A 16,159-nucleotide genomic window follows, 5' to 3' on the forward strand; every position below is an offset into this window, starting at 1 on the left:
CGCATGCATCGAACCCGATCCGCCATGGCATCGCTGGCGGCATGCGCTGCGGCGCTGCTCGTCGCCGGTTGCGCCAGCCTCAACAGCGTGGCCGTTGACGTGTCCAGCCAAGGGAGCTGGCCGGCCGATCGCAAGCCGGGCAGCTACGCGGTCGAACGCCTGCCGTCGCAACAGGCGAACGCGGCCGAGCAGGACCGCATCGAGGCCGCGGCCCTGCCGGCGCTCGAGGCAGCCGGCTTCACTCGCGTCCCGTCCGAGCAGGCCGATGTGCTGATCCAGGTCGGGGCCCGGGTGTTCGAGGTGGCGCGCCGCGATCCCTACATGAGCCATTGGGCCTGGCGCAACGACTGGTGGTTCTACGGCGCGCGCCGACCGTTCTTCCATGGGCCGGGCTTCGGCTATGCACCGGGGTTCGGCTATGACTATTACGACATCCCGGATTACCAGCGCGAGGTCGGCATCCTGATCCGTGATCGGCGTAGCCAGCAGATCGTCTACGAGACGCGTGCCGCCTATTCGAGTCGCTGGACCTCGGAGGCGCTGCTGCCGGCGATGTTCGAGGCGGCGATGAAGGACTTTCCGCTGCCGGCGCTGACGCCGCGGACGGTGACGGTGGCGTTGCCCCCCTCGGCGCGCTGATCGATCAGGCGGGCGTCGCGAGACGCCGCAGGTCGGCCGCCCACCCTCTGAGCTTGCGCTGGGCCTCGTGCCGTTGCTCGGGCGTCGTGCGGTTGTGGATCTGCGCGAGCAGTTCGCAGTTCGCCGCGTCGAGGCGACGCTGGTAGCTCTGGTAGGCGTCGTCCGGCGAGCGCTTGACCTCTTGCCAGTGAGTCCGCAGTGCGTCGGTGGCCGAGGTGACCGACAGTGCGCCGGACTGCGCCTGCCGCAGGATCAGCAGCAGGTCGCGCTGCCGACGCTGCCGCTCGGCCAGCCAGCGTTCCGGCTCGAACGGCGATTTGCTCAAGGATTGCGCGATGCGCTCGCGCTGCAAGCGGTCGAGCCGGCCATACAGCTGCTCGGCCCGATCGACCACGCGCTCGACCGCCGCCGCGCGCCGCTCGGCCGGGTCGGGCTGCAGGAAGTCGTCTCGGAACTCGGCGTTGTTCTTCGCCTGCTTGCGTTCCAGGCGATTCAATTGCTCCGGGCTGAAGCTCATGGCAATGGCTGCGGTGTCGGGCAGTGCGTGGTCGACGGCGCGATCGATGCGCAGGCGCACCTCGTCGAACCAGCGGCAGGCCTGGGCGGGCGTGGCGTCCTGGCCGGCCTCGGCCGCCGCGCGGTCGAGCAGCGCCACATAGTCCGGCAACTCGGTCCTGCGATGCCAGGCGAACCACCGGGTGATCGCGTCGCGCGTGCGCAGCGTCTGATCGCCGTTGAAATCGACGTAGCCGTCGAGCCACCAGTATGCAAACTCCCCGGCCTGCGTGTAAGCCAACCGCAGCGCGCTGCAGCCGCCCAGTGCCAACAGTACACAGGCCGCGATAATTCTCCAACCTCTCAACCACCTGACCATCAGCATGCTGGACATCGTGATCATGGCCGCCGGCAAGGGCACCCGCATGAAGTCGAGTCGGCCCAAGGTGCTGCACACCCTGGCCGGGCGAGCCTTATTGCAGCACGTGCTGGCCACGGCCGCCGGTCTGGGGGCGCAAAGACTCATCACGATCACGGGTCATGGCGCCGAGCAGGTGGAGGCGGCCATGCGCTCGGCCTTTCCCGCGGCGCCGCTCGCCTTCGTGCGGCAGGAGCCGCAGCTCGGCACCGGGCACGCCGTGCAGCAGGCGGTGCCGCTGCTCGACGATGCCGGCACCACCCTGATCCTCAACGGCGACACGCCGCTGATCGAGGCGTCGACGGCGCGTGCGCTGGTCGATGCCTGCGACGGCACACGGCTCGCGCTGCTGACCATCGACCTGGCCGACCCCACCGGCTACGGCCGCATCCTCCGTGACGGCGACGGGCGGGGCGAGAAGCTGCTCGGCATCGTCGAGCACAAGGACGCCAGCGCGGAACAGCGCGCCGTCCGCGAGGTCTACACCGGCATGATGGCCGCGCCCACCGCGCTGCTGAAGCGCTGGCTCGCGTGCCTGTCCAACGACAACGCCCAGCGCGAGTACTACCTGACCGACGTGGTCGCGATGGCCGTTGCCGACGGCGTGGCGGTGGTCGCTGCGCAGCCCGCCAGCGAGACCGAGGTGCTGGGCGTCAACAGCCCGCTGCAGTTGGCGGATCTGGAGCGCCGTCTGCAGCGCAAGCAGGCCGAGGCACTGCTCGAGGCCGGCGTGCGGCTGGCCGACCCGGCGCGCTTCGACCTGCGCGGCACCTTGGGCTGCGGCAGCGATGTCGAGATCGACGTCAACTGCGTCTTCGAAGGTCGGGTCGAACTCGGCGACGGCGTGCGCATCGGGGCCCACTGCGTGATCCGCGACGCGCGCATCGCCGCGGGTGCGGTGATCCATCCGTTCACGCACATCGACGGTGCCGAGGTCGGTGCGGGCGCGCTGGTCGGGCCGTTCGCACGCCTGCGGCCGGGCGCCGAGCTGGGCGCCGAGGTGCACATCGGCAACTTCGTCGAAGTCAAGAATTCCACGCTCGCGCGCGGCGCCAAGGCCAACCACCTGGCCTACCTGGGGGATGCGACGGTCGGCGAACGCGTGAACTACGGCGCCGGCAGCATCACCGCCAACTACGACGGCGCGAACAAGCACCGCACCGTGATCGGCGACGACGTGCATGTGGGCAGCAACTGCGTGCTCGTTGCACCGGTCACGCTGGGCGCGGGCGCCACGATCGGCGGCGGCAGCACGATCAGCAAGGACGTGCCGGCTGGGCAACTGGGTGTGGCCCGGGCGCGGCAGACCGTGATCGCAGGCTGGCAACGGCCGCAGAAAAAACGCTAGCAGTTGTTACGCCGGTAACGGCGGGCCGAGCGGGCGCGTGGCCTTGCGTGGGCACGGTGGGCGCGCCAGCGGCACAGTTGCAACAGCGGGGCGCAGCCGATCGTGCCGGTTGCAGACGCGCCAACTCTGCACGACATGCCGTGACATCGCGCCAGTAGCATCGGAAACCGATGCGACGCCCCAAGATTCCCCACTACTACGGCCGCCTGAAGGTGGCGCCCGACGCGCCGCCCGAAGTGATCCGTGCCGCCTACAAGGCGCTGGTGCAGAAGTACCACCCCGATCGCCATCACGGCAGCGTCCGCCATGAGCTGGTGCTGACGGCCTTGAACAAGGCGCAGGACGTGCTGCTCGACCCCGACCGGCGTGCCGCCCACGACCAGTGGATCCGGCGCGAGGAGATTCGCCTGGGTTATCGCGATCCTGAAGATCAACCGGGACCCGGGTTGCGGGTGCGATTGCAGTTGCTGGCGTCCGGCGTGCGGGAGGGCGGCTTATCGTTCGGGGAGGCCTGGCTCACCTACCTCACCGGCGCCCAGCGCTTGGCGGTCGGTGCCGTCGGCGTGGTGGCCCTGGGGCTCGGTCTCGGTGGCCTGGTGGTGATGCTGATGCCGCACGACGACGTGCTGAGCGGATTGACGTCGCCGGCCGGTCTGCACAAGTCGCTTTCCGCGGCGGAAGGCGCGGCATCCGCGCCGAACTGAGGAGTGGTTGCCGCGGGGCGCTCGCCGGTCGGCGCAACTCACCGCGCGGGCAGCGGCAGTTCGCTGCCGAACTTCGCGCGCTTGATGCTGAAGAAGGCCCGCACGTTGCGCACGTTGGCATCGGCCGTCAGCAGCCGCGCGGTGAAGGCCTGGTAGGCCTCCATGTCGCGCACCCCCACCACCAGCATGAAGTCAGGCCCTGGAGAGACCCGCCAGCACTGCTGGACGCTGGCGTCGGCCACGGCGCGCACCTCGAACGCGTCCAGGCCCTCGCTGGTCTGCACGTCGAGCGAGACCTCGAGCAGCGCATGCAGTTGCGGCAGGCCGGCGTCGGCCAGGCGCTGCGGCGACAGCTGGGCGGTCACGCGCTCGATCAATCCCAGCGCATGGAAGCGTCGGACGCGGCGGTGCGTGGTGGCCGTGGCCACGTGGACCTCGGCCGCCAGCGCCTGATTCGAGAGCGACGCGTCGCGCTGCAGTTGCGCGAGCAGCCGGAGGTCGAGGGGATCCAGCGTGATCTTGTTCACGAAAAAAATTGCATCTAATTAACTAAACTTTGCTCTAAATTTTCATTCTAGAAAGTTTTGAGATTTTTATGCCGTTTTATTTTGAATTTAGAAAGCATATTTGTTGCTGCCGTCCCTAGGATGCGCCATCCACAGCTCAGCAAGGCCATCTCATGTGCGGCATCGTCGGCGCGGTCGGTACACGCAACATCGTTCCCATCCTCGTCGAAGGCCTGAAGCGGCTCGAGTACCGGGGCTACGACTCCTGCGGCGTCGCGGTGCACCAGGACGGCGCGCTGCGACGCAGCCGCAGTACGTCGCGCGTTGCGGAACTCGACGTGCAAGTGACCGCCGACGCGGTGCAGGGAACGACCGGCATTGCCCACACGCGCTGGGCCACGCACGGTGCGCCGGCGGTGCACAACGCCCATCCGCATTTCTCCAGCGGCCCGGGCGCCGACGCCGCGCGTCCGGCGCGCATCGCCCTCGTGCACAACGGCATCATCGAGAACCATGACGACCTGCGTGCCGAGCTGCAGGCGCGCGGCTATGTCTTCGCGAGCCAGACCGACACCGAGGTCATCGCCCACCTGATCGACTCGCTGTACGACGGCGACCTGTTCGACGCCGTACAGCAGGCCACGCAGCGGCTCAAGGGCGCCTACGCGATCGCCGTGTTCTGCCGCGACGAACCGCACCGCGTGGTGGGTGCGCGAGAAGGCTCGCCGCTGATCCTGGGCGTGGGGCAGGGCGAGAGCTTCCTCGCGTCGGACGCGATGGCGCTGGCCGGCGTGACCGACCAGATCGTCTACCTGGAAGAGGGCGACGTGGTCGACCTCCAGCTCGGCAAGCACTGGATTGTGGCGCGCAATGCCGCGACCGGCCGCCACGAGCGCGTGCAGCGCGAAGTGCGCACCGTGCATGCCCACACCGGCGCGGCCGAGCTCGGGCCCTACCGCCACTACATGCAGAAGGAGATCTTCGAGCAACCGCGCGCCATCGCCGACACGCTCGAGGGCGTGCAGGGCATCGTGCCGGAGCTGTTCGGCGACGGCGCGCACCGGGTGTTCAAGGAGATCGATTCGGTCCTGATCCTGGCCTGCGGCACCAGCTACTACGCCGGCTGCACCGCCAAGTACTGGCTGGAGTCGATCGCGCAGATCCCCACGCAGGTGGAAGTGGCCAGCGAGTACCGCTACCGCGACAGCGTGCCCAACCCCAAGACGCTCGTCGTCACCATCACGCAGAGCGGCGAGACCGCCGACACGCTGGCCGCGCTGAAGCACGCCCGCTCGCTGGGCATGAAGCACACGCTCACCGTGTGCAACGTCGCCACCAGCGCGATGGTGCGCGAGTGCTCGCTGGCCTACATCACGCGAGCGGGCGTCGAGATCGGCGTGGCCTCCACCAAGGCCTTCACCACGCAGCTGGCAGGCCTGTTCCTGCTTACGCTGATGCTGGCCAAGACCCGTGGGCGGTTGAGCGAGGACGCCGAGGCCGGGCACCTGAAGGCGCTGCGCCACCTGCCGGTGGCGCTGCAGGCCGTGCTGGCCCTCGAGCCGCAGGTCATGGCCTGGGCGGAAGAGTTCGCCCGCAAGGAGAACGCGCTCTTCCTGGGCCGCGGGCTGCATTACCCGGTGGCGCTGGAAGGCGCGCTCAAGCTCAAGGAGATCAGCTACATCCACGCCGAGGCCTACCCGGCCGGCGAACTGAAGCACGGCCCGCTCGCGCTGGTGACCAGCGCAATGCCGGTCGTCACCGTGGCGCCGCACGACGCGCTGCTCGAGAAGCTCAAGAGCAACCTGCAGGAAGTGCGCGCGCGGGGCGGCGAGCTGTTCGTCTTTGCCGACGCCGACACGCGGATCGAAAGCAGCGAAGGCGTGCACGTGATCCGCATGCCCGAGCACTACGGCGCCTTGTCGCCGCTGCTGCACGTGGTGCCGCTGCAGTTGCTGGCCTATCACACGGCCTGCGCGCGCGGCACCGACGTCGACAAGCCGCGCAACCTGGCGAAGAGCGTGACGGTGGAGTGATAGAACGAGGCGCCGTCGCTGGAGTGACTCCTCATTGCTTTCTCCGGTGCCGCGGCCGAAGATCGATCGACGAGGGGATCTGCTGGCGGAGGGCGCGCGATGGGAAGCAAGGAATCGGTTGCCACGCTGAGTGGCGTGCTGGTTGCAACGGCACTGGTCCTTTTGCCGGCGCTTCGCGTCTCCGCGGCTGAAAGTGGCTCGGGGGCAGCGCGCGACGGCGGTGCGCTCGTCATGGCCAGCTGCGTGGAGGGCAGTCCGCCGCTGGTCTTCGCCAGGGCCGACCCGCGCGCGCTGCTGGATCCCGAAGATCGCGAACGATTCCAGGGCGCGGCCTTGTCGCTCTACCGCGTGCTCGACCGCAGCGCGTTCGCGCCGGTGCAGATCATGCTGTGGGACAAGGGGCCGGGAGAGTGGGTGTACGTGAGCGTGCTGCCGGTCGACGGCGATGCGCAGCGGTCGTGTTTCACGGCCACCTTCACCGCCGAACCCTTCGAGTTCACGCCCGCGCTGATCCGCAAGTACTTTCCAGGCGCCAGCCGCACTTGATGCGGTGCCGGACCTAGTTGGGCCGGGCCGTGCGCGGTTACTCGGTCGAGGAGACAATGCGCCGTTGTCGGGCTGCTCATCGCAGCGTGACGGCTTGAGACGGGAGGCGGCTCATTCGGGTTCACCTCAGCGTGTTGCGGCGATGTTTTGGTACACAGTGGGCGGCAGCCGATCCTGGCAAAGCGCATCGCTCTACGGCGATGGCAGGCCTTCGTGCAGTGCCCCATGGCCCGCATGAAGGCCGAAAACCCCTGCAACAGAGACAGTTTCTCAGTGGAGTGATCGATGCCTGGCTTGCTGCCGAACGTGGACCCTGAGGGTTTGCTCGAGTACTCGGTGGTCTACACCGACCGTGCCCTCAACCACATGTCCCAGAGTTTCCAGGGGGTCATGCGTGACATCTCGGCCACGCTGAAGCGCGTCTACAACGCGAAGTCGGCGGTCATCGTGCCCGGCAGCGGCACCTTTGGCATGGAGGCGGTGGCGCGACAGTTCGCCACCGACCGCAAGGTCCTGGTCATCCGCAACGGCTGGTTCAGCTACCGGTGGACGCAGATTCTCGACATGGGCCGCATCGCTTCCGACGCCACGGTGCTGAAGGCTCGCCGCACCGGGCCGGGCGCGCAGGCACCCTTCGCGCCGGCGCCGATCGGCGAGGTGGTGGCCACGATCCGCGCGGAGCGTCCCGCGGTCGTGTTCGCGCCACACGTCGAGACCTCGGCCGGGATGATCCTGCCCGATGCCTACCTGCGCGCCGTGGCCGACGCGGTGCACGAGGTCGGCGGGCTGTTCGTGCTCGATTGCATTGCATCGGGCACCTTGTGGGTCGACATGCAGGCGACCGGCGTCGACGTGCTGGTCAGCGCGCCCCAGAAGGGTTGGAGCGGCTCGCCCTGCTGCGCGCTGATCGCGATGAGCGATCTGGCGCGTGGGCGCATCGACGGGACGCAGAGCACCAGCTTCGCCTGCGACCTGCGCAAGTGGATGCAGATCATGGAGGCCTACGAGGCCGGTGGCTACGCCTATCACGCCACGATGCCGACCGACTCGCTGGCCCGCGTGCGCGATGTGATGCGCGAGACCGAGGCCTATGGCTTCGAGAAGGTGCGCGCGGAACAGCAGCAGCTGGGCGAGCAGGTGCGTGCGCTGCTGGTGCGCAAGGGCCTGCGCAGCGTGGCGGCCGAAGGCTTCCAGGCGCCCTGCGTGGTGGTCAGCTACACCGAGGATCCGGCCATCCAGTCGGGTCAGAAGTTCCTCGGGCTGGGCCTGCAGGTGGCCGCCGGCGTGCCCTTGCAGTGCGACGAGGGGGCCGACTTCCGGACCTTCCGCATCGGCCTGTTCGGCCTCGACAAGCTGCATCACATCGAGCGCACGGTCCGTCACCTAGACGACGCGCTGAACCGCATCCTCTAGGGCTTTTCAACGCGATCGGGGCACCCGGCACGAAGAGCCGGCCGGCCGCTGGCGGCCTGGTCTACTCGACCGAGCTCGGCCGGACCTGCCCGGCCTGCCGCCAGGCGATCGCCCAGTGCGCCTGCCGCAGCGCCGGCGCCGTGCCGGTCACCGACGGCATCGTGCGGGTTTCGCGCGAAACCAAGGGCCGCAACGGCAAGGGCGTCACGCTCGTCAAGGGCCTGGGGCTGGAGCCGGTCGCATTGGCCCAACTCGGCAAGCAGCTGAAAGCCGCCTGCGGTTCGGGCGGCACGACGAAGGACGGGGTGATCGAGGTGCAGGGCGATCACTGCGAACGCGTGATCGGGTGGCTCCAGGCCCGCGGGCATACGGTCAAGCGCGCTGGCGGCTGACCGACCCCGTCTGGGGGCCCGTCACCGGCCTCACATGGCCATGTTCATGATGTCGGTGTAGGCCTGCACCAGCTTGTTGCGCACCTGCAGCGTCGCCTGGAAGCCGATCTGGGCCTTCTGCATCGCGACCATTGTTTCTTCCAGCGAGACCGAAGAATTGCCCAGCTGAACCTGCTTCTGCAGCTCGGTGGCCTGGTTCTGCGCGGAACTCACCGACTTCAGCGCGGCGCTGAAGCTGGTCTGGAAGCTCGCCGGCTCCACGCCCTGCGACTGTGTGGCCAGGCGCACGCGCTCGGCCACCTGCGGCATCCCGGCGCGGGCGGCGGCTTGGGCAAAGTCGAAGGGCTTGAGCTTCACGTCCATGGGGAAGGATCGTAGCCAGGGGCCCGCGGCGCAATGGAGGGAACTGGCGGGATTTGGCCGGCCTGTTCGCCGCTTTTCCGGCTCAAGGGTAACGAAACAATGCCGAGGCGCCGATGGGAATGGTCCCATCGCGCTTCGACCCACGATCCGACACGGACACGCCGCGACGCCCGACCCCCTGCCGATGGACACCGCACTTGCCCCCGTGAATTCCCTGCCGCTCACGCCGGCCAACGCCGACGGCTTTGGCTCGCGCCTCGCTGCGCTGCCCGCCGGCCGCAAGTTCACGCTCGGCATCGGCCTGGCCGCGCTGGTGGGCATCGCCTTCGCGATGTCGATGTGGTCTTCGCAGGGCAACTACAAGGTGCTGTACGCCGGCCTGTCCGACAAGGACGGTGGCGCGATCCTGGCCCAGCTGTCGACGATGAACGTGCCCTACAAGCACGCCGACGGCGGCGCCGCGATCCTGGTGCCGGCCGACAAGGTGCACGACGTGCGCCTGAAGCTGGCCTCGGCCGGCCTGCCCAAGGGCTCGATCGTCGGCTTCGAGCTGATGGACAACGCCAAGTTCGGCCAGACGCAGTTCCAGGAGCGCCTGACCTTCCAGCGCGGTCTCGAGGGCGAGCTGACCCGCTCGATCGGTGCGCTGGCCGCGGTGCAGAGCGCCCGCGTTCACCTCGCGCTGCCCAACCAGAACGGCTTCTTCCGCGAACAGCAGAAGCCCAGCGCCTCGGTGCTGCTGACGCTGCACCCCGGCCGCACGCTCGACCGCACGCAGATTGCCGGCATCGTTCACCTCGTGTCGTCGAGTGTCCCCGAGATGGACCCGAAGGCGGTGACCGTGCTCGACGCCACCGGCGCGCTGATCTCCGGCGCCGGCGACGCCGGTTCGGCCGGCGGCCTGGACGCCCAGCAACTGCAGTACGTGGGCCAGATCGAGGGCAACTACACCAAGCGCGTGTTCGACATCCTCGAGCCGGTGCTGGGCCGCGACAACCTGCGCGCCCAGGTCACCGCCGAAGTCGATTTCTCGCAGACCGAATCCACCTCCGAGGCCTATGCGCCGAACCAGGGCCTGGGCGCCGACGGCAAGCCGGCCGCGGCCACCCTGCGCAGCCACCAGGTCAGCGAGGCCAGCGGCGGCGGCAGCGCCCAGCCGGCCGGCGTGCCCGGCGCCGCCAGCAACCAGCCGCCGGTGCCGGCCACCGCGCCGGTCAACGGCAGTGCGCAGCCGCTGCAGACCGCGCAGTCGGGCGGCGGCAGCGGCGGTAACAGCCGGCGCGAGGCCACCACCAACTACGAGGTCGACAAGACCGTGCGCGTCACGCGCAACGCTACCGGCACCATCAAGCGCCTGAACGCGGCGGTGGTGCTGAACCACCGCTCGGTGACCGACGCCAAGGGCAAGACCAGCACCACGCCGATCTCGGCCGAGGAGATGGAAAAGCTCACCGCGCTGGTCAAGGAGACCATCGGCTTCAACGCCGACCGCGGTGACTCGGTGAAGCTGATCAACGCGCCCTTCAAGGTCGAGAAGCCGCCGGTCGAGGAAGCACTGCCGCTGTGGAAGCAGCCCGAGACCCAGGATCTGCTGCGCACGCTGGCCGTGCCGGGCGCGCTGACGCTGCTGGCGATGATCATCGTGTTCGGTGCGGTGCGGCCGGCGCTGAAGGCGGCCCAGCCGGCCCAGCCGCAGCGCCAGCTCGACGCCGTGGTCGACGACGTGCCGGCGCTGCCGTCCCCGTCGTCGGCCCAGGCCGCGGCCCTGCCCGCGCTCGAGGCGCCGGTGGTGGACACGCGGCTGAACCAGGCCCGTGCGCTCGCCAAGGAAAACCCGGCGGCCATGGCCAACATCGTGCGCGGCTGGTCCGCCAAGGAGGCCGCATGAGCCGGCGTGAGCCCCCGCGGGAGGCCGCCGCGCCTGACGCGACCTGGGGAAGGAAGTAACCATGGATGCCCAGGGACTGGAAGATGCGGCCATCCTGCTGATGTCGATCGGCGAGGAAGAGGCCGCCGAGGTCTTCAAGCACCTCGCCCCGAAGGAAGTGCAGCGCCTCGGCGAGACCATCGCCAAGATGAAGAGCGTGCCGCGCGAGCGCTTCGAGCAGGTGCTCGAACGCTTCACCGGCGACGCCGCCGACACCAGCATGCTGGTGAGCGACACCGACGAGTACGTGAAGGCCGTGCTGCGCAAGGCGCTCGGCGACGACAAGGCCAATCTGCTGATCGACCGCATCCTGCAGGGCGGTGATGTCTCCGGCATCGAGAGCCTGAAGTGGATGGACCCGAATTCGGTGGCCGAGCTGCTGCGTAACGAGCACCCGCAGATCGTCGCGGCGATCCTCGTGCACCTGGAGTTCGACCAGGCGGCCGAGGTGCTGAAGGAATTCACCGAGCGCCAACGCAACGAGGTGATGGTGCGCGTGGCCACGCTCGACGGCATCCAGCCCAGCGCGCTGAAGGACCTGAACGAGGTGATGGGCAAGGTGCTCGCCGGCGGCGAGCGCATGAAGAAGTCGATGATGGGCGGTGTGAAGCCGGCGGCCGAGATCATCAACATGATGGGTTCGGCCATCGAGACTTCGGTGCTGGACTACATCCGCGAGGCCGACAGCGATCTCGCGCAGAAGATCATGGACAACATGTTCACGTTCGACGATCTGCAGAAGATCGACGACCGCGGCATCCAGGCGCTGCTGAAGGAAGTGCAGACCGAATCGCTGGTGGTGGCGCTCAAGGGCGCACCGCCCGAGCTGCGCGACCGCATCCTCGCGAACATGTCCACGCGCGCGGCCGAGACGCTGCGCGAGGATCTCGAATCGCGCGGTCCGGTGCGCGTCTCCGAGGTCGAGGCCGAGCAGAAGGAAATGCTGAAGATCGTGCGTCGCCTGGCCGACGAGGGCCAGATCGTGCTGGGTGGCGGTGGCGATGACCAGTTCCTTTGAACGCAAGCTCGGCGCCAGCCCGGCGCCGCGCGATCCCGGCAGCCGCAGCCGCGCAACCGACGGCCCGGCGGCCGACGGCTCGCCGAACGCCTATGCGCGCTTCATTCCGCGCGAGGAAGTGCGCAGCTTCGCCGCCTGGCGGCCCAGCAGCTTCGGCAGCGCACCGCAGAACCCGGCGGCCCCGGCACCCGCCGCGCCGCTGACGCCCGAACTGGTGGCCGCGCAGTTGCAGGCCGCGCGCCAGAGCGGCTACCAGGACGGCTACCGCGACGGTCTGACCGCGCTCGAAGGTTTCAAGCAGAGTTACGCGCAGCAGGTGACTGGCCAGGTCACCGCCGTGGCGCAGGCCTTCCGCGGCCAGCTCCAGCAACTCGAACAGGGCCTGGCCGCGCAGCTCGCGGACGTGGCCGTCGCGCTGGCGCGCCAGGTGCTGCGCAGCGAACTGGCAACGCGCCCCGAGCTGGTGGCGGCGGTGGCCCAGGAGGCGCTGGTCGCCACGCTGGCCTCGGCGAAGCAGGTGGCGGTGCACGTGCATCCCGAGGACCTCGCCTTGCTGAGCCTGCACGCCGGCGAGGCGCTGGCCGCGCGTGGCGCGCGCCTGGTGCCCGATGCGGCCCTGGCACGCGGCGGCTGCGTCGTCGACAGCGAGGTCGGCATCATCGATGCCAGCATCGAGGCGCGCTGGCGCCGTGCCATGGACGGCATGGGACAGCGCGCTGCCTACGAGGTGGCGCCGTCGGCCGACGACGCGGCCGCACCGGTGACCGACGAGAACGGGGCGGGCGCATGAACGCCCCGACCGAAGGCTGGCTGCCCGCCGCCACGCCGGCGACCGAGCGCCCTGCAGCGCCGCCCGCCGCGCTGCCGGCGTCGTGGCAACGCTACATGGATGATCTGAAGGCGCATGCCCTCGGCCCGGTGCCGCTGGAGGCGCAGGGCACGCTGGTGCGCGTGGCCGGACTGGTGCTGGAGGCCGCCGGCATCCGCGTGCCGGTCGGCTCGGTCTGCGAGGTGCGCATGGACGGCCAGCCGCCCGTGCTGGCTGAGGTGGTCGGCTTCGCCGCCGACCGTGCCTACCTGATGCCCACCGGCGAGCTGCACGGCCTGGCCAGCGGCGCGCGGGTGGTCCCGCGCTCGACCCCGAGCGTGGCGCCGGTGCTCGGCGAGGCGCATCACCCGTGGCGTCGCAGCGAAGACCGCACCCGCCACCTGCCGATCGGCGACGGCCTGCTGGGCCGCGTGATCGACCCGCTGGGCATGCCGCTCGACCGGCTCGGCCCGATCGGCGCCGTGCGCAACGAGCCGCTGGTGCGTCGCCCCATCAACGCGATGGAGCGCGACCCGGTGCGCGAGCCGCTGGACACGGGCGTGCGCGCGATCAACGCCATGCTCACCGTCGGCCGCGGCCAGCGCATCGGGCTGTTCGCCGGCTCCGGCGTCGGCAAGTCGGTGCTGCTGGGCATGATGGCCAAGTACACCGCGGCCGACGTCATCGTCGTCGGCCTGATCGGCGAGCGCGGACGCGAGGTCAAGGAATTCATCGAGGACATCCTCGGCGAGGAGGGCCTGAAGCGCTCCATCGTCGTGGCGGCGCCGGCCGACTCGCCGCCGCTGACGCGCATGCAGGGGGCCGCCTACGCCACCGCGATCGCCGAGCACTTCCGCGACCGCGGCCAGCACGTGCTGCTGCTGATGGACAGCCTGACCCGTTACGCGATGGCGCAACGCGAGATCGCGCTGGCCATCGGCGAACCGCCGGCCACCAAGGGCTATCCGCCGAGCTGCTTCGCGAAGCTGCCGCAACTGGTCGAGCGCAGCGGCAACGGCCTCAACGGCTGCGGTTCGATCACCGCGTTCTACACGGTGCTCAGCGAAGGCGACGACCAGCAGGACCCGATCGCCGACGCGGCCCGCGCCATCCTCGACGGCCACATCGTGCTGTCGCGCGACCTGGCCGAGAGTGGCCATTACCCGGCGATCGACATCGAACGCTCGGCCTCGCGCGTGATGCACAACGTGGCACGGCCCGAACACCTGCAGGCGGCGCGCCGCCTGCGCCAGCTGTGGTCGCGCTATCAGAAGGCGCGCGACCTGATCGCGCTGGGCGCCTATGCGCCCGGCCACGATGTCGAACTCGACCTCGCGGTCAAGCAGCACGATGCGATGCGCACGCTGCTGCAGCAGGACATGCACGACGCCTCGCGGCTGACCGACAGCGTGCGCCAGTTGCGCCAGCTGACCGGCATCTGACCCGCGAGCCCCACCGACCGAACGTTCGCCCCCGGAAAGACTCCATGAGCGCCCTCCAGCCCCTGAACACCCTGCTCGAACAGACCACGGTCGCGCGCGATGCCGCGCTGGGCGTCCACCGCAACGCGCTGAACGCCGTGGCGGCGGCCCAGGCCCAGGCCACGCAGCTGGCCGAGTACCGCCAGGAGTACGCGCAACGCTTCGGGACGCAGTTCCAGCGCGCCGGGGCGATCGAGCTGCTGCAGTGCTACCAGGGCTTCATGGTCCGGCTGGACGAGGCGGTGTCGCAGCAGCAGCGCCTGCTGGCGCAGGCCATCGAGCGTGGCGAGACGGCCAAGGCCGCGCTGCTGAGCGCCGAACTGCGTGTGGCTTCGGTGCGCAAGCTGATCGAGCGGCGCATCGCCGAAGCCGTTCGCACCCAGGACCGCAGCGATCAGAAGGCGACCGACGAGCTGGCCTCGCGAGCCGCATGGCTGCGGCTGGCAGGCACCGCACCCGGCGCGGCGCTGGGCGCCGTCTGAGCCGGTACCTGCCCGCCATGAGCATGAACCTGTCCGTCCAGCAGCGCGCTGCCGCCAACGCCCCGACCGCCTTCGCGGCCGAACCGGCGGCCGAGCGCGGCAACTCCCCAGCCTCTTCGCCGTTCGCCGGCCTGCTCGGGGAGCGGCAGCGCTTCGTGGCGGGCCATGGACAGAATGGCCAGAACGCCTTCGCCGCGCCACCGGCCCCCGCGAAGGCGAACCCGCCCGAGTCGCGCGCCGAGGCCGCACGCCGGCCGGAGCCGCAGCGTCGTCCCGCCGGCGACGAGGCGAAACCGATCGAGAAGGACAACACCGCGGCGAAGCGGGCGGCGGCCAAGGACGGAGTCGCGCCGCCGGCGGCCAAGCAGCCCGGCAAGCCCGTCGACGGCGCACGGCGCACCGCCGACGAGGCGTCCGACGAGGGGCTGCCGGCGGATGAAGCCGACGCAGCCCTGGTCGAGCCGGTCGACGAGGCCTCCGCCAGCGACGCGGCCGATGCGGCGGCGGCGGCCCAGCCGGCGCCCGCTGCTCCCGATCCGAAAGTGATGCTCGACTGGCTGGCCCGCTGGGGCACGGTCGCGCCGCCACGTGCCGCAGGCCATGCGACCACGCCCCCAGACGATGCCGATCCGGCTGCCGAGTCCGTGGTCCCGGGCGCAATGGCCGGTGCGAGCGCGGCGGGCGACCTGCGCCCGCCGGGCCCCGGCGTCGCTGAGGCCGACGGCGGCCGCCCGCTTGCCGGCAACGACGCCCGGCGTGCCGCGGCAGTCGAGCCGGCCACCGGCGCCACCGAACCCTCCGCCACGCAGGCGCTTCATGCCGCCCATGCCGACGCGCAGGCCGAAGCGAAGGCCGGCGCCAGGGCCGTGGCGGCCGAGGCGCTGCTGCAACCCGTCCCCGCCGGGTCTGCGCCCGCCGCCGGCTCGCGCGAACTCGCGATGGCGGCGTTGACGGCGGCCGAACCGGTGCGCGGCGTGCCGGCATCCGAGCGGGCGCGCGTCGGCGAGCTGCTGTCGCCGGTGTCGCCGCTCGGCGGCCTGGCGATGCCGACCGCCCCCGCCGCGACCCTGTTGACCGGTGCCCCGCTGTCCCTCAGCGTCGCGACCCCGGTGCAATCGCCCGATTTCTCGCAGGCGCTGGCCAGCCAGCTCACCACGCTGGCGCGGGGCGGCGTTCACGAAGCCGAGCTGCAGCTCAACCCGGCCGACATGGGGCCGATCGCAGTGCAGATCGTGATCGACGGCGCCCAGGCGCAGATCGATTTCACGGCCTCCCACGCCGGCACGCGCCAGGCGCTGGAGAGCAGTCTGCCGGCGCTCGCGGCGGCGCTGAACGGCGCGGGCCTGACGCTCAGCGGCGGCGGTGTGTTCGAGCAGCGCTCCGGGGGCCGCGAGGGCGCGGCCGATGGCGAGCGCCATGCCGGCGGGCGGAGCGAGACGATCGCGCTCGGCGGCATCGAGGGCCCGGCGGGCGCGCGCCCACCCGCGGCCCGCGGCCTGCTCGACCTCTACGCCTAGCACGCGGCGCACGCCGCGGCGGTGGCAGGGGGCGGCGGTAAGCGCCGGTTTCGCCCCCCTTATCGCGGC

16 protein-coding genes are annotated in these 16,159 nt (G+C 70.3%); 13 read left to right on the top strand and 3 right to left on the bottom strand.

What is annotated here, in order from left to right:
* Window positions 1-3 precede the first annotated feature (3 nt).
* The gene (locus tag MPE_RS02790; RefSeq protein ID WP_011828155.1) at window positions 4-639 is read left to right on the top strand and encodes a DUF4136 domain-containing protein; all 636 of its coding nucleotides are present in this window, start codon (window positions 4-6) and stop codon (window positions 637-639) included.
* Between the two features lie 4 nt (window positions 640-643).
* On the opposite strand, the gene MPE_RS02795 is transcribed toward MPE_RS02790, so the two are convergent.
* A complete protein-coding gene (locus tag MPE_RS02795) occupies window positions 644-1,519 on the bottom strand; it encodes a DUF6279 family lipoprotein (protein WP_148210875.1) in 876 nt (291 codons plus the stop codon).
* Between MPE_RS02795 and glmU the strand changes: the two genes are divergently transcribed.
* Together glmU and MPE_RS02805 are read left to right on the top strand one after the other, a co-directional pair.
* Window positions 1,518-2,900 carry a bifunctional UDP-N-acetylglucosamine diphosphorylase/glucosamine-1-phosphate N-acetyltransferase GlmU gene (gene glmU, locus MPE_RS02800; RefSeq protein WP_011828157.1) on the top strand — a complete coding sequence of 461 codons (1,383 nt, stop codon included), beginning with the start codon at window positions 1,518-1,520 and terminating at the stop codon, window positions 2,898-2,900. The genes MPE_RS02795 and glmU overlap by 2 nt on opposite strands.
* Window positions 2,901-3,070: 170 nt before the next feature.
* Window positions 3,071-3,604: a J domain-containing protein gene (locus MPE_RS02805; protein WP_011828158.1), complete on the top strand. Its 534-nt coding sequence runs from the start codon at window positions 3,071-3,073 to the stop codon at window positions 3,602-3,604.
* A gap of 38 nt (window positions 3,605-3,642) precedes the next feature.
* Here the strand turns inward: MPE_RS02805 and MPE_RS02810 are convergent, their stop codons facing one another.
* Complete coding sequence (locus MPE_RS02810; RefSeq protein WP_011828159.1) at window positions 3,643-4,131, bottom strand: Lrp/AsnC family transcriptional regulator; 489 nt, start codon at window positions 4,129-4,131, stop codon at window positions 3,643-3,645.
* Between the two features lie 152 nt (window positions 4,132-4,283).
* On the opposite strand from MPE_RS02810, the gene glmS reads away from it, so the two are divergent.
* The 4 genes from glmS (at window position 4,284) to MPE_RS02830 (ending at window position 8,494) form a co-directional block, all read left to right on the top strand.
* Entirely contained in the window at window positions 4,284-6,143 is a 1,860-nt protein-coding gene (glmS, locus tag MPE_RS02815) for a glutamine--fructose-6-phosphate transaminase (isomerizing) (RefSeq protein WP_011828160.1), read from the top strand.
* A 99-nt stretch (window positions 6,144-6,242) separates the two neighbouring features.
* On the top strand, window positions 6,243-6,689 hold the full coding sequence (locus MPE_RS02820) for a hypothetical protein (protein WP_011828161.1): 447 nt from the start codon (window positions 6,243-6,245) through the stop codon (window positions 6,687-6,689).
* Between the two features lie 285 nt (window positions 6,690-6,974).
* Entirely contained in the window at window positions 6,975-8,102 is a 1,128-nt protein-coding gene (locus tag MPE_RS02825) for an aminotransferase class V-fold PLP-dependent enzyme (RefSeq protein WP_011828162.1), read from the top strand.
* 14 nt (window positions 8,103-8,116) lie between these two features.
* On the top strand, window positions 8,117-8,494 hold the full coding sequence (locus tag MPE_RS02830; protein ID WP_049820866.1) for a translation initiation factor Sui1: 378 nt from the start codon (window positions 8,117-8,119) through the stop codon (window positions 8,492-8,494).
* A 30-nt stretch (window positions 8,495-8,524) separates the two neighbouring features.
* On the opposite strand, the gene fliE is transcribed toward MPE_RS02830, so the two are convergent.
* Window positions 8,525-8,857: a flagellar hook-basal body complex protein FliE gene (fliE, locus tag MPE_RS02835; protein ID WP_011828164.1), complete on the bottom strand. Its 333-nt coding sequence runs from the start codon at window positions 8,855-8,857 to the stop codon at window positions 8,525-8,527.
* Window positions 8,858-9,041: 184 nt separating this feature from the next.
* Between fliE and fliF the strand changes: the two genes are divergently transcribed.
* The 6 genes from fliF to MPE_RS02865 all read left to right on the top strand — a co-directional run bounded on the left by fliF (window position 9,042) and on the right by MPE_RS02865 (window position 16,090).
* Window positions 9,042-10,745: a flagellar basal-body MS-ring/collar protein FliF gene (fliF, locus tag MPE_RS02840; RefSeq protein ID WP_011828165.1), complete on the top strand. Its 1,704-nt coding sequence runs from the start codon at window positions 9,042-9,044 to the stop codon at window positions 10,743-10,745.
* 61 nt (window positions 10,746-10,806) lie between these two features.
* The gene (gene fliG / locus MPE_RS02845) at window positions 10,807-11,802 is read left to right on the top strand and encodes a flagellar motor switch protein FliG (protein WP_011828166.1); all 996 of its coding nucleotides are present in this window, start codon (window positions 10,807-10,809) and stop codon (window positions 11,800-11,802) included.
* Window positions 11,786-12,592: a FliH/SctL family protein gene (locus MPE_RS02850; RefSeq protein WP_011828167.1), complete on the top strand. Its 807-nt coding sequence runs from the start codon at window positions 11,786-11,788 to the stop codon at window positions 12,590-12,592. Before fliG ends, MPE_RS02850 begins: the two co-directional genes overlap by 17 nt.
* A 95-nt stretch (window positions 12,593-12,687) precedes the next feature.
* Window positions 12,688-14,052, top strand: a complete 1,365-nt coding sequence (gene fliI, locus MPE_RS02855; protein WP_193373383.1) for a flagellar protein export ATPase FliI — start codon at window positions 12,688-12,690, stop codon at window positions 14,050-14,052.
* 44 nt (window positions 14,053-14,096) lie between these two features.
* The gene (gene fliJ, locus MPE_RS02860; RefSeq protein WP_011828169.1) at window positions 14,097-14,573 is read left to right on the top strand and encodes a flagellar export protein FliJ; all 477 of its coding nucleotides are present in this window, start codon (window positions 14,097-14,099) and stop codon (window positions 14,571-14,573) included.
* Between the two features lie 23 nt (window positions 14,574-14,596).
* The gene (locus MPE_RS02865) at window positions 14,597-16,090 is read left to right on the top strand and encodes a flagellar hook-length control protein FliK (RefSeq protein ID WP_148210877.1); all 1,494 of its coding nucleotides are present in this window, start codon (window positions 14,597-14,599) and stop codon (window positions 16,088-16,090) included.
* Window positions 16,091-16,159: the final 69 nt, after the last annotated feature.

It is taken from the genome of Methylibium petroleiphilum PM1, assembly GCF_000015725.1.
Lineage (GTDB): Bacteria > Pseudomonadota > Gammaproteobacteria > Burkholderiales > Burkholderiaceae_C > Methylibium > Methylibium petroleiphilum.

Coding starts and splice junctions, on each gene's coding strand:
- MPE_RS02790 (WP_011828155.1), top strand. CDS start 4: ATGCATCGAACCCGATCCGCCATGGCATCGCTGGCGGCATGCGCTGCG.
- glmU (WP_011828157.1), top strand. CDS start 1,518: ATGCTGGACATCGTGATCATGGCCGCCGGCAAGGGCACCCGCATGAAG.
- MPE_RS02795 (WP_148210875.1), bottom strand. CDS start 1,519: ATGCTGATGGTCAGGTGGTTGAGAGGTTGGAGAATTATCGCGGCCTGT.
- MPE_RS02805 (WP_011828158.1), top strand. CDS start 3,071: ATGCGACGCCCCAAGATTCCCCACTACTACGGCCGCCTGAAGGTGGCG.
- glmS (WP_011828160.1), top strand. CDS start 4,284: ATGTGCGGCATCGTCGGCGCGGTCGGTACACGCAACATCGTTCCCATC.
- MPE_RS02820 (WP_011828161.1), top strand. CDS start 6,243: ATGGGAAGCAAGGAATCGGTTGCCACGCTGAGTGGCGTGCTGGTTGCA.
- MPE_RS02825 (WP_011828162.1), top strand. CDS start 6,975: ATGCCTGGCTTGCTGCCGAACGTGGACCCTGAGGGTTTGCTCGAGTAC.
- fliE (WP_011828164.1), bottom strand. CDS start 8,857: ATGGACGTGAAGCTCAAGCCCTTCGACTTTGCCCAAGCCGCCGCCCGC.
- fliF (WP_011828165.1), top strand. CDS start 9,042: ATGGACACCGCACTTGCCCCCGTGAATTCCCTGCCGCTCACGCCGGCC.
- fliG (WP_011828166.1), top strand. CDS start 10,807: ATGGATGCCCAGGGACTGGAAGATGCGGCCATCCTGCTGATGTCGATC.
- MPE_RS02850 (WP_011828167.1), top strand. CDS start 11,786: ATGACCAGTTCCTTTGAACGCAAGCTCGGCGCCAGCCCGGCGCCGCGC.
- fliI (WP_193373383.1), top strand. CDS start 12,688: ATGGATGATCTGAAGGCGCATGCCCTCGGCCCGGTGCCGCTGGAGGCG.
- fliJ (WP_011828169.1), top strand. CDS start 14,097: ATGAGCGCCCTCCAGCCCCTGAACACCCTGCTCGAACAGACCACGGTC.
- MPE_RS02865 (WP_148210877.1), top strand. CDS start 14,597: ATGAACCTGTCCGTCCAGCAGCGCGCTGCCGCCAACGCCCCGACCGCC.